The sequence below is a fragment of the Xanthomonas translucens pv. undulosa genome (assembly GCF_017301775.1).
Taxonomy (GTDB): domain Bacteria; phylum Pseudomonadota; class Gammaproteobacteria; order Xanthomonadales; family Xanthomonadaceae; genus Xanthomonas_A; species Xanthomonas_A translucens.
In genome coordinates, this window is sequence record NZ_CP063993.1 from 3188633 (window position 1) to 3200974 (window position 12342).

At 69.1% G+C, this 12342-nt stretch carries 13 protein-coding genes and 1 riboswitch; all 13 genes read left to right on the forward strand.

Translation table 11 applies throughout. From position 1 onward, the window contains the following. Positions 1-28 precede the first annotated feature (28 nt). The 13 genes from glyA to ISN38_RS13565 all read left to right on the forward strand — a co-directional run bounded on the left by glyA (position 29) and on the right by ISN38_RS13565 (position 12329). Positions 29-1282, forward strand: a complete 1254-nt coding sequence (gene glyA, locus ISN38_RS13505) for a serine hydroxymethyltransferase (RefSeq protein WP_206711850.1) — start codon at positions 29-31, stop codon at positions 1280-1282. A gap of 144 nt (positions 1283-1426) precedes the next feature. Beyond that, on the forward strand, positions 1427-1957 hold the full coding sequence (gene nrdR, locus ISN38_RS13510) for a transcriptional regulator NrdR (RefSeq protein WP_003466200.1): 531 nt from the start codon (positions 1427-1429) through the stop codon (positions 1955-1957). An 11-nt stretch (positions 1958-1968) separates the two neighbouring features. Continuing rightward, positions 1969-2460 carry a GNAT family N-acetyltransferase gene (locus tag ISN38_RS13515; RefSeq protein WP_003466196.1) on the forward strand — a complete coding sequence of 164 codons (492 nt, stop codon included), beginning with the start codon at positions 1969-1971 and terminating at the stop codon, positions 2458-2460. 11 nt (positions 2461-2471) lie between these two features. Then, the gene (gene ribD, locus ISN38_RS13520; RefSeq protein WP_038236685.1) at positions 2472-3590 is read left to right on the forward strand and encodes a bifunctional diaminohydroxyphosphoribosylaminopyrimidine deaminase/5-amino-6-(5-phosphoribosylamino)uracil reductase RibD; all 1119 of its coding nucleotides are present in this window, start codon (positions 2472-2474) and stop codon (positions 3588-3590) included. 148 nt (positions 3591-3738) lie between these two features. Then, positions 3739-3913: riboswitch (FMN riboswitch) on the forward strand. A gap of 78 nt (positions 3914-3991) precedes the next feature. Beyond that, on the forward strand, positions 3992-4591 hold the full coding sequence (locus ISN38_RS13525) for a riboflavin synthase (protein WP_047325298.1): 600 nt from the start codon (positions 3992-3994) through the stop codon (positions 4589-4591). 106 nt (positions 4592-4697) lie between these two features. Beyond that, a complete protein-coding gene (gene ribB / locus ISN38_RS13530; RefSeq protein ID WP_051036294.1) occupies positions 4698-5855 on the forward strand; it encodes a 3,4-dihydroxy-2-butanone-4-phosphate synthase in 1158 nt (385 codons plus the stop codon). Positions 5856-5953: 98 nt separating this feature from the next. Further along, the gene (ribH, locus tag ISN38_RS13535; RefSeq protein WP_003475786.1) at positions 5954-6421 is read left to right on the forward strand and encodes a 6,7-dimethyl-8-ribityllumazine synthase; all 468 of its coding nucleotides are present in this window, start codon (positions 5954-5956) and stop codon (positions 6419-6421) included. After that, entirely contained in the window at positions 6418-6885 is a 468-nt protein-coding gene (gene nusB, locus ISN38_RS13540; protein ID WP_003466187.1) for a transcription antitermination factor NusB, read from the forward strand. Before ribH ends, nusB begins: the two co-directional genes overlap by 4 nt. Positions 6886-7016: 131 nt before the next feature. After that, positions 7017-7994 carry a thiamine-phosphate kinase gene (thiL, locus tag ISN38_RS13545; RefSeq protein WP_003466185.1) on the forward strand — a complete coding sequence of 326 codons (978 nt, stop codon included), beginning with the start codon at positions 7017-7019 and terminating at the stop codon, positions 7992-7994. Between the two features lie 225 nt (positions 7995-8219). Beyond that, positions 8220-9797 carry a CocE/NonD family hydrolase gene (locus tag ISN38_RS13550; protein WP_003466183.1) on the forward strand — a complete coding sequence of 526 codons (1578 nt, stop codon included), beginning with the start codon at positions 8220-8222 and terminating at the stop codon, positions 9795-9797. A 263-nt stretch (positions 9798-10060) separates the two neighbouring features. Continuing rightward, positions 10061-10267, forward strand: a complete 207-nt coding sequence (locus ISN38_RS13555) for a hypothetical protein (protein WP_058195558.1) — start codon at positions 10061-10063, stop codon at positions 10265-10267. A gap of 162 nt (positions 10268-10429) precedes the next feature. Then, positions 10430-11935 (forward strand): outer membrane beta-barrel protein, encoded by a 1506-nt coding sequence (locus tag ISN38_RS13560; RefSeq protein WP_038236677.1) that lies wholly within the window; start codon positions 10430-10432, stop codon positions 11933-11935. 301 nt (positions 11936-12236) lie between these two features. Next, positions 12237-12329: a potassium-transporting ATPase subunit F gene (locus ISN38_RS13565; protein WP_003466177.1), complete on the forward strand. Its 93-nt coding sequence runs from the start codon at positions 12237-12239 to the stop codon at positions 12327-12329. Positions 12330-12342 lie beyond the last annotated feature (13 nt).

Genomic DNA, 12342 nt, shown 5'->3' on the forward strand with positions numbered 1-12342 from the left:
GCCTTGTGTTCATGCCCCCGGAGACCCGATGTTCCCGCGTGCCGCCCGCATCGAAACCTACGATCCCGAACTGGCCCAGGCCATCGCTGCCGAAGCCGGCCGCCAGGAAGACCATGTCGAACTGATCGCCAGCGAGAACTACTGCAGCCCGCTGGTGATGGAAGCCCAGGGCAGCCAGCTGACCAATAAGTACGCCGAGGGTTACCCGGGCAAGCGCTACTACGGCGGCTGCGAATTCGTCGACATCGCCGAGCAGCTGGCGATCGACCGGGTCAAGCAGCTGTTCGGCGCCGACTACGCGAACGTGCAGCCGCATTCGGGCTCGCAGGCCAACCAGGCGGTGTACCTGGCGCTGCTGCAGCCCGGCGACACCATCCTGGGCATGTCGCTGGCCCACGGCGGCCACCTGACCCACGGCGCCAAGGTCAACGTTTCCGGCAAGCTGTTCAACGCGGTGCAGTACGGCGTCGATGAGCAGGGCCTGATCGATTACGACGAAGTCGAGCGGTTGGCGCTGGAGCACACGCCGAAGATGATCGTGGCCGGCTTCTCCGCGTATTCGCAGAAGATCGACTGGGCGCGCTTTCGCGCCATCGCCGACCAGGTCGGCGCGGTGCTGTTCGTGGATATGGCGCACGTGGCCGGCCTGGTCGCCGCCGGCGTGTATCCGAGCCCGCTGGAGCATGCGCACGTGGTCACCTCGACCACCCACAAGACCCTGCGCGGCCCGCGCGGCGGCATCATCCTGGCCAAGGGCGCGAGCGAGGAGCTGGTCAAGAAGCTGCAGTCGATCGTGTTCCCGGGCATCCAGGGCGGTCCGCTGATGCACGTGATCGCGGCCAAGGCGGTGGCGTTCAAGGAAGCGCTGGAGCCGGAGTTCAAGACCTACCAGCAGCAGGTGGTGAAGAACGCGCAGGCGATGGCCAACACGCTGATCGCGCGCGGCTACAAGATCGTCTCCGGCGGCACCGAGAACCACCTGATGCTGGTGGACATGATCGGCAAGGACGTGTCCGGCAAGGACGCGGAAGCCGCGCTGGGCAAGGCTCACATCACCGTCAACAAGAACGCGGTGCCCAACGACCCGCGCTCGCCGTTCGTGACCTCGGGCCTGCGCCTTGGCACCCCGGCCATCACTACCCGCGGCTACCTGGAGCAGGACAGCATCGACCTGGCCAACTGGATCGCCGACGTGCTCGACGCCCCGGCCGACGGCGCGGTGATCGCCCGCGTCCGCGACGCGGTGACCGCGCAGTGCAGGAAGTATCCTGTGTATGGCTGAGTTGTCGGGACTCGGGACTCGGGACTCGGGACTCGGCATAGCACCGGCTCCCACGCCTGCCTGCATGGCCGTCATGCCGGCCGGTCGATGGATTGCGCGTTTCCCCGAGTCCCGAGTCCCGGGTCCCGGGTCCCGGCGTCCCTGATGCACTGCCCCTTCTGCCAGCACACCGACACCCGGGTGATCGATTCGCGGGTGTCCGAGGACGGCGCGACGATCCGTCGCCGCCGCGAGTGCGAGGCGTGCGGCGAGCGGTTCAGCACGCTGGAGACGATCGAGCTGAAACTGCCGACGGTGATCAAGAGCGACGGCGGGCGCGAGGCCTTCGATGCGCGCAAGCTGCGCACCAGCTTCGATCGCGCGCTGCAGAAGCGGCCGGTGGCCGAGGAGCAGATCGAGGCCGCGGTGCGTGCGGTGGTGCACCAGCTGCGCATGTCCGGCGAGCGTGAATTGCCGTCGATCCGCGTCGGCGAATACGTGATGGCCGAGCTGCGCAAGCTCGACCATGTCGGCTACGTGCGTTTCGCCTCGGTGTACCGCAGTTTCCAGGACGTAGCCGATTTCCGCGAGGAGATCGAGAAGCTCGAGCGCGAGCTGCCGGTGGGTAGCGAGCAGTTGCCGCTGCTGGACTTGGTCCGCGCCGACAAGCCGGGCGACAAGTCCGGCAAGCGCTGAAGGAAGGCGGCATGCGCATCGTCTGCCTGGCCGAGGCGCCGCAGCACATTACGGCGTTGGCGCACGAACACCTGCAGGCCTTTGGCGCGTTGCTGCCGAAGTGGGACGTGGTCGAGGCCGAGACCGACCTGCGCAGCCACCGCTGCGACAGCCGCATCCCGACCAGCTGGATCGCGCTCGATGGCGACGACTGGCTCGGTTCGGTCAGCCTGCTGCAGAACGACGATGCGCGCATCCGCCAGTTCTCGCCGTGGCTGGCGACGCTGTACGTGCGCCCGCACGCGCGCAGCGGCGGCGTCGGCGCGCAGCTGGTCGCGCATTGCATGCAGGCCGCGGCGCGGCTGCAGGTGGGGTATCTGTATCTGTATTGCGAACCGCGGCTGGTGCCGTACTACGAAGGCCTGGGCTGGGAGCCGCATGTGCAGCTGCCGCTGGGGCCGCTGCAGGTGACGGTGATGCGCATCGACGCCGGCGCGCTGGCGGCACCAGCGCAGAGCGCATGAGCGCGAACGGCATGAGCGCTGACCGCATTGGCGATTTCTCCGCCGACGATCATCGGTACATGGCGCAGGCGCTGCGCCTGGCCGAGCGCGGCGCCTACACCACGCGTCCCAACCCGATGGTCGGCTGCGTGATCGTGCGCGACGGCGAGGTGGTGGGCGAGGGCTTCCACCAGCGCGCCGGCGGCCCGCATGCGGAGGTGTTCGCGCTGCGCGCCGCCGGCGCGCGCGCGCGCGGCGCCAGCGCCTACGTGACCCTGGAACCGTGCGCGCACTACGGGCGCACCCCGCCGTGCGCACTGGCGTTGATCGAAGCCGGGGTGACGCGGGTGGTGGCGGCGATGGCCGATCCGTTTCCGCAGGTCAACGGCGGCGGTTTCGCGCTGCTGCGCGAGGCCGGCATCGAGGTTCGCTCCGGGCTGATGGAAGCGCAGGCGCGCGCGCTGAATCGCGGCTTCCTGGCGCGGGTGGAACGCGGCCGGCCGTGGCTGCGGGTCAAGCTCGGCGCCAGCCTGGACGGGCGCACCGCGCTGGCCAGCGGCGAATCGAAATGGATCACCGGTGCGGCCGCGCGCCAGGACGTGCAGCAGTGGCGCGCGCGCGCCGGGGCGATCCTGACTGGCGCCGGCACCGTGCTGGCCGACGATCCGTCGCTGAGCGTGCGTCTGGACGCCGCCGCCGAGGTCGTGCCGCCGTTGCGCGTGGTGCTGGATGCGCAACTGCGCACGCTGCAGAAAGCCAAGGTGCGCGACGCCGTAGCGCCGACCCTGTACCTGCATGCGCCGGGCGTGGCGCCGCCATCGCTGCCTGGGGTCGAGTTCGCCGCAGTCGCCTTGCAGGCGGGCCGCTTCGACCTGGACGCGGTGCTGCGCCTGCTGGCCGTGCGCGGCATCAACGAGGTGCAGGTCGAGGCCGGCGCGACCCTGAGTGGCGCGCTGCTGCGCGCCGGCCTGGTCGACGAACTGCTGCTGTACCTGGCGCCATTGCTGCTCGGCGACGCCGCGCGCCCGCTGCTGGCCGGGCTGGGCATCGACAGCATGGCGCAGCGCGTGCCGCTGCAATTGCTGGAGACGCGCCAGGTCGGCGACGATCTGCGCCTGCTGCTGCGCCCGCTGCCGGCGGACGCCGCCTAGCCACGGCGCGGCGCTGTGCGCCCAGCGCCTGCCGCGTGCAAGGTTGCCATCTTCGCCGCGACGCTATGTCCCATCGGCGGGGCGCCAGCGGCAACGGGCGTCCTGCCGCGCCCTGTTAGAATGCGCAGGCCGGTTCGCCGGCAACCACAAACGTCTTCAGGGCGGGGTGCGATTCCCCACCGGCGGTAGGTGCGTTCGCGCACGAGCCCGCGAGCGCTTGGGTGGTCGGAACCGGCACGCAGGTGCGGAGTCGGCTGCGCAAGGTCAGCAGATCCGGTCCGACGCCGGAGCCGACGGTATAGTCCGGATGAAAGAAGACGGCTTTCGCGCAGCCTTGCGGCTGTGCGCGCGCCTGTTTGCCTTGTGGCGTTTTTCGCTCACCATCCTTGCGAGAAACGTTTATGTTCACCGGAATCATCGAAGGCGTCGGCCGCCTGGCCGCGCGCCAGCCGCAGGGCGGCGATATCCGCTTCAGCTTTGCCACCGGCAGCCTGCCGTTCGCCGACGTGCAGCGCGGCGAGAGTATCGCGGTCAACGGCGTGTGCCTGACCGTCGTCGCCTTCGACGCGGCGTCGTTCCAGGCCGATGCGTCCACCGAAACCTTGTCCCTGACCACGCTCGGCGCGCTCGCCGAAGGCGCGGTCGTGAACTTGGAGCGGGCGATGCACCCGACCGACCGGCTCGGCGGGCATCTGGTCAGCGGCCATGTCGATGGCCTCGGCAGCGTGCTGTCGATCCATGAGGACGCGCGCGCGCAACGCTGGCGTTTCGCCGCGTCGCCGGCGCTGCTGCGCTACATCGCCAAGAAAGGCTCGATCTGCGTGGACGGGGTCAGCCTGACCGTCAACGAAGTGGACGATGCCGGCTTCGAGGTGGCGCTGATCCCGCACACGGTGGCGCACACCGCGTTCGCGCACACCGCGCTCGGCGCGGCGGTGAACCTGGAGATCGACCTGGTCGCGCGCTACGTCGAACGCCTGCTGCACGGCCGCCAGGACTGAGTCCGTCGCGCCCGTCGTCTGCCGTGCCGTCGCCGCTGTCCGCGGCGGCGCGCGGCGCCTTCCGCCTTCTGCGAGTCCCGCCATGTCGCCATCCACCGCTCCTAGCCTGAATTTCGCCCCCGTCCCCGAGTTGCTGGAGGAAATCCGCGCCGGGCGCATGGTGGTCATCGTCGACGACGAGGACCGCGAGAACGAGGGCGACCTGATCATGGCCGCCGAGCTGGTCAAGCCCTCGGACATCAATTTCATGGTCACCCATGCACGCGGCCTGGTGTGCCTGTCGCTGACCCGCGAGCGCTGCACGCAGCTCGGGCTGGCGCCGATGGTCCAGCACAACACCGCGCAGTTCCACACCAACTTCACCGTCAGCATCGAGGCCGCCGAAGGCGTCACCACCGGCATCTCCGCCTACGACCGCGCGCATACCGTGCGCACCGCGGTCAAGCCGGACGCCAAGGCGCACGACCTGAGCCAGCCCGGCCACATCTTCCCGCTGATCGCCCAGCCGGGCGGCGTGCTGACCCGCGCCGGCCACACCGAGGCGGCTGGCGACCTGCCGTTGCTGGCCGGGCTGGAGCCGGCCGGGGTGCTGGTGGAAGTGCTCAATCCCGACGGCAGCATGGCGCGGCGCCCGCAACTGGAGGAATTCGCGCGCCTGCACGGGCTGAAGATGGGCTCGATCGCCGACCTGATCGCCTACCGCCTGGCCACCGAGCACACCGTCGAGCGCATCGACGAGCGCCCCATCGAGACCGAGTTCGGCGGTTTCACCCTGGTCACCTATCGCGACCGTATCGCCCACGACCTGCATTTCGCGCTTGTCCGCGGCACCCTGGACGCGGACACGCCGACCCTGGTGCGGGTGCAGGTGGAAAATCCGCTGGCCGACCTGCTGCACTGGCGCCGCGAGGATTTCGGCGTGGCCGCCAGCGACGCGCTGCGCGCGATCGCCGCGGCCGACAGCGGGGTCATGGTGGTGCTGTCGGCGCCGCGCGACAGCCAGGCGCTGCTGGCGCGGCTGCGCAAGCAGCCGGACCTGATCGCCAACAGCAAGGACGTGGGGCAGTGGCGGCGCAACGGCGCCGGCAGCCAGATCCTGGCCGACCTGGGCCTGGGCAAGCTGCGCGTGCTGGGCACGCCGCGCCGCCAGGTCGGCCTGGCCGGGTTCGGGCTGGAGGTGGTGGAGCATGTGGAGCCGGGACTCGGGACTCGGGACCTGGAGTCCGGGACTTCGGACTCGGGACTCGGGACTCGAAAAGCCTGAGCCATGCGTGGTACCTCGCTACCGGCCTTTCGGCTTTTACGAGTCCCGGGTCCCGGCGGCACTGTTAAACTCTCCCACCCCCTGAACCCACCACCGCCATGACCCACTACGAAGCCGACCTCCGCGCTCCCGGCGCGGCCCGTTTTGCGATCATCGCCAGTCTTTGGAACGCGCGCATCACCGACGTGCTGGTCGCCGGTGCGCGCGCGAGCCTGTCCGGCAACGGCATCGCTGACGAGGCGGTGGACGTGATCCGCGTGCCCGGCGCCTGGGAGCTGCCGCTGGTCGCCGCGCGCCTGGCCGCCGCCGGCCGGCATGCGGCGATCATCGCGCTGGGCTGCGTGATCCGCGGCGATACGCGCCACTACGAACACGTGGCCGACGGCTGCGCCCAGGGTCTGCTGCGGGTGTCGCTGGATTTCCGCATCCCGGTGCTCAACGGCGTGCTGGCGGTGGAGCGGGTCGAGGACGCCGAGGCGCGCGCCGGCGGCAGCCACGGCAACAAGGGCGAGGAAGCGGCGCTGAGTGCGCTGGAGATGGTCAATCTTTTGGAGTGCCTGCCGTGAACAAGCCCGCCGGCCACAAGCATGTCCGCCGCGACGGCGTCGATCCGGTGCTGCGTTCGCGCGCGCGCCGGCGTGCGCTGCAGGCGATCTACGCCTGGCAGATCGCCGGCGGCACCGCGCAGCACGTGATCGCGCAGTTCGCGCACGAGCAGGCGCACGAGATCGCCGACCTGGTCTACTTCGAGAACCTGGTCGAAGGCGTGCTCAAGCACCGCGCCGAGCTGGACGCGGCGCTGGTCGGCTACCTGGACCGCACCGTCGAGGAAGTGGACGCGATCGAACGCGCGGTGCTGCGCCTGGCCGCCTACGAACTGCTGCACCGGCACGACGTGCCGTACCGCGTGGTGATCAACGAAGCCATCGAGACCGCCAAACGTTTCGGCTCCGAACACGGCCACACCTACGTCAACGGGGTGCTCGACCGCGCCGCGCTGGCGTGGCGCACGGTGGAGTCGGGGGGCTGAAGCTGGGAATGGGGAATGGCAAAAGCTGACAGCTGAAAGCGACCGCCGCGGTGGACATCCCCTGCGGCCGGCGATGCTGCGGCGGTTGCCCTCGCTCTTACCATTCCCGATTCCCAATTCCAGGCCTGCAAATGCCCGAATTCGATCTGATCGATCGCCTGCGTGCCCGCATCGGGACGCACGCGGACGTGCCGTTGGGCATCGGCGACGATGCGGCGCTGCTGCAGCCGCCGCCGGGCGAGCAGCTGGCGATCACCACCGATACGCTCAATGCCGGCGTGCATTTCCCGGCCGAGACCGGCGCCGCCGACATAGGCTGGAAGACCCTGGCGGTGAACCTGTCCGACCTCGCCGCGATGGGCGCGCAGCCGCGCTGGTGCACCCTGTCGCTGTCGTTGCCGCACGAGGATGCGGGCTGGATCGACGCCTTCGCCGACGGCTTCTTCGCGCTGGCCGATGCGCACGGCATCGTGCTGGCCGGTGGCGACACCACACGTGGGCCGCTGTCGCTGTCGGTCACCGCGATCGGCAGCGTCGCGCCCGGCACCGCGCTGCGCCGCGACGGCGCGCAGCCGGGCGACGAGATCTGGGTCAGCGGGCGTCCGGGCGAGGCTGCCGCGGCGCTGGCGCTATGGCAGGCCGGGCGCCTGGACGTGGCCCATGCTGCTGCCGATCCAATCCACGAACACCTGCGCCAGCGCCTGCTGCGGCCGTCGCCACGGGTGCAGGCCGGGTTGTGCCTGCGCGGGCTGGCGCATGCCTGCGTGGACATCTCCGACGGTCTGCTGGCCGACCTGGAGCACATCTGCGCGCGCAGCGGCGTCGGCGCCGAACTGTGGCTCGCCGCGCTGCCGGCGGCGGCCGCGCCGGCAGAGGCGAGCGCCGCGCAAGTGCACGCCTGGCAGTTGGGCGGCGGCGACGACTACGAACTGTGCTTCACCGCCGCCCCGGCGCAACGCGCGGCCATCGTGCAGGCGCTGCAGGCGATCGGCGAGGAAGCCACGCCGATCGGCCGCATCGTCGCCGGCGGCGGCATCGTCGTCCGCGCCGCGAACGGCCAGCCCTGGCAACCGCCACGACGCGGCTACGAGCATTTTTCCCCTGGGTAGGGGACGTCTGCGAGACGCTTTCGCGCCGGACCCTCGCCCCAGCTCCTCTCCCAGCGGGAGAGGGGTCAAAGCGCGCCGCGACCCGACCATACTGTGCCGCACTGCGGCGTGAACTTGTCCGTACCCGCGGGTATGGTTGCGGCGCCCGATTCCCCACGTCGGCGTATCCGTAACCGTTTCTGGCAGCCGGGCCATTCCGGTCCGGCGCCCTCTGGGAGGCAGTACATGCGTACGTCCGTGTCCCGCTGCATCGCCCTGTGCGCGATGCTGTTGTTCTCCACCGCCGCCTTCGCCGGCGGTTTCAGCAACCAGTACCGGACCATCGCCAGTTGGGACGGCACCAAGCTCGGGGCGCTGGTGCTGGTGCCCCAGGGACAAGGCCCCGGGCCGTTCCCGCTGGTGGTGATGCCGGCCAGCTGGTCCTTGCCCAATCTGGAATACGTGGGCCGCGCCAGCGAACTGGCCAGCGACGGCTACGTCGTGGTCAGCTACACCTCGCGCGGGTTCTGGGATTCGGCCGGGCAGATCGACATCGCCGGGGCTGCAACGGTGGAGGACGTCAGTTCGGTGATCGACTGGGCGCTGGCCAACACGCCGGCCAATGCCAAGGCGATCGGCGTATCCGGCATTTCCTACGGCGCCGGCACCAGCCTGCTCGCCGCCGCGCGCGATCCGCGGATCAAGGCGGTCGCCGCGCTCAGCGGCTGGGCCGACCTGCAGGCCTCGCTGTATGCGAACGCCACGGTCAGCCAACAGAGCGTCGGTCTGCTGGTCGCCTCCGGCGCGATCACCGGCCGGCCCGGGCCGGACCTGGCGCAGATCAGCGCGCGGGTCGCGGGCGGCGACTACGACGGCGCGGTGCAGGGCTTCCTGCCCAAGGCCGGCGAGCGCGGCGTGATCAACGAAGTGCAGGCGCTCAACCGCAACGGCACGGCGGTGTTGCTGGCCAATGCGTTCAACGACGGCCTGTTCCCGCCGAACCAGTACATCGATCTGTACAACCGCCTGAGCGTGCCCAAGCACCTGATGTTCAGCCAGGGCGACCACGCCACCGCCGAACTGCCGGGCGCACTCGGTCTGCCGAACGAGATCTACACTGAGACCACGCGCTGGTTCGACCATTACCTCAAGGGCCAGGCCAACGGCGTGGATAGCGAGCAGCCGGTGCAGCTGGCCACGCTCAATGGCACCTGGCTGCGCTACGCCGACTGGAACAGCGTGCAGGCCGGTGCGACCAGGTACGCGCTGACCCGCCCGAGCGGCCTGATCGCGACCGGTGCGCTGACCACTGGCACCAGTACCGGTTGGAGCAAGGGCATCGCCACCGGCGTACCGACCTTGGCCGATTCGGGCGTGCTGCTGGTCAGCGGCCTGCTGCAGGGCCTGGGCCAGCCGGTCAGCACCTCGATCCCGCTGCTGGACCGCAACGGCGCGGCGGTGTGGAGCGGGCCTGTGCTCCGCAGCGCCAAGCGCCTGGCCGGCAGCCCGTCGCTGCGGGTGACGGTGACCCCGAGCCAGGCCAACGTGTCGCTGTTCGCCTACCTCTACAGCATGAACGGGCTCGGCGTGGCGCAACTGCTCAGCCATGCGCCGTACTCGCTGCGCAATGCGCCCCCGGGCGTGGCGACCACGATCGACCTGCCGCTGCAGGCGACCGCTGCCGAGATCCCGGCCGGCAACCGCCTGGTGCTGGTGGTGGGCACCACCGACCCGCGCTACACCTCGGCCAGCCGCTTCGGCGGCAGCGTCAGCTTCAGTTCGCCGGCGTCGGCGCCGTCCACCCTGAGCGTGCCGCTGCACTGACCTCCACCGCGGGCGCTCCCTGCAACGGGGAGTGCCCACGATGGCGCCACACGCAAGATGTCGCGCCATCTTGCTTGAGCTGATGCAGCAATGCCGAGGCTCTATGCATCGCTGCGCTGCAGGTTCACTGCTGACCACACGGCCACCGCGCCACGCCGCGCTCGCCGCGAATTTACGCAGGATTTATTCAAATCCCTTGCGGGTTTGCAACGAAGATATTCGGCGATTCCTATACTTTCCGCGCTGACACCGAGGGCGGTTTGATGGAATCGATGAATGGATGTTTGCTCCTGTTGCCGACCACGCCGAGCACCGCGTTGCGGCGGTTGCGCCTGGCCTCCATCGACATCATCGGCGGCATGCGCAGCGCGTATCGCATGGCCTGCGCACTGCGCTCCACGCACGATGTTTCCACCACGCAGATGCGGCAACCCAGTCACCGCGCCGGCCTCCCGCTCCGGTCGGGTTGATCGCCGCGCCGCGCGTTCGGCGGCGTCATCCCTTCTTGTCCGCCGGCCCTGCGCAGGGTCGCCGGCATCGCGCGACGGCGCGCCGATCAGGCGCGGCGCACGCGCCACTGCGCCCATTTTCCATCCACCGAAGAGGACGGCTCGCTGCGAGCCGGTTTTGCGATGTCCATGAAGTTCACTCCCTTGTTCGTGTCCCTGGCGCTGCTCTGTGCGGGCAAGGCCGTTGCGGTCGAAATCGCAGCGCCGGTCTCCGCGTCCGTGCCGCCACCGCTGCAGGAGCGCGCCGCGCCGGCCAGCGCCGACTGTTCCAACGGCTTCCTCTCGCGGCTGGCGGACGCGTATCGCGAGGATGCCCAGCCAGCCGATCCGGACGCGCCCGCACCGGCGCGGCGCGGCATGCAGTCGCCGTTCTCCTCGCCGCCCTTCCCCTCCGCGGAATGGCAACTCGGCGCGGTGGACTATCCGGTCGGCGTGCCCAACGAGAACGCGCAGTATCCGGTCGAGAAGGCGCTGGCATGCACGCGCGCCGGGCAGTGGATGACGCGCAACCGCATCGAGCTGTACGGCTGGATCAATCCGTCGCTCAATGCCAGCAGTTCGGCGCATACCAATTATCCGCTGTCCTATTCCACGCGCCCCAACCGCGGCGAGTTCGATCAGGCTCTGATCCGTCTGCAGCGCGTGCCGGATACGGTGCAAACCGATCATGTGGATTGGGGCTTCCACGTCGACGACCTGTATGGCTACGACTACCACTACACGACGATGAAGGGGATCACCAGCGACCAACTGCTGCATCACCCCAATCCCAATAGCGCGCTCAACGGCAAGATCTACGGCAACGACCCGATGATCGCGTACGTGGACCTGTACCTCCCGTCGGTGGCGCAAGGCATGCTGATCACCGCCGGTCGCTATCTTTCGCTGCCGGACATCGAGGCGCAGTTCTCGCCCAACAACTACCTGATGACGCATTCGATCCTGTACACGATCGATGCGTATACCAACATGGGTATCCTCACCACCACCAAGCTCAACGACCAGTGGACGCTGCAGCTCGGCGTGCATGGCGGCGACGATTCGGCGCTGTGGGATGCGACCAGCCGGGTGAGCGCACAGGCCTGTGTGCGTTGGGTGTCCAAGAGCAACAACGACATGTTCTATCCCTGCGTGGAGTCGTACAACCATTCCGCGCAGACCTACAACAACCTGCAGGAATTCGTGCTGACCTGGGGACACCGCTTCTCGCCGCAGGTGCACATGCTCACCGAGGCCTATCACCTCTATGTGCGCGACCAGGCGTTGGCCACCGATCCGTCGCAATCGCATGCACCGAGCGGCCGGCCGGGCTATGCCCTGGGCGACGCGCCGGATTTCCCGCTGGGGCGCAGCAGCGCCGACGCCATCGTCAACTATCTCAACATCCAGCTCGATTCCGCCGACATGCTGTCGATACGCAACGAGTTCGTCGACGACCACGACGGCCAGCGCACCGGCTTCGCCACGCGCTATTCCAGCCATACCATCGGCATGACCCATTGGGTGTCGCAGGATCTGGAGATCCGCCCCGAACTGCGTTACGAGCGCGCCTACGATTTCCCGGCCTACGATGGCGGCCGCAGCAACCACCAGGCGGTGGCGCTGATCGACGCGATCCTGCACTACTGAGCGCACCTCGCCGCGCCTCGCCGCGCCGGCGCCGCAGCAGGTGGCGGTGCGGCGCGGCCGAGCACATCCGTTCGTCGGCTTTACGCAGAATTTATGTCGCCCGCGGGCCTTCGACACAGAGAGTTTATGGCGCTTGCTCCGACAATGCCGGCCTGGGACAGCGAGGCCTGTCCGGTGCGATGTCCATGGTTACCGCGTTTTCTGCAGCACCTCTCTGGCGCGTTCGGCGCCAAAGGGTTCTTTGTCGCGATTTTCAGGTCCGCCGTGCGTGCGGACCATTCACCTGTCCGGAGTTGACACCATGAGCGGTTGGCTTTCGTTCGTTTGCGGCATGGCGGTGATCGTCGCCGCCGGCTACCTGTTGTACGTGATTTTGCGTCCCGAAGACTTCTGAGCCGAGTGCCACT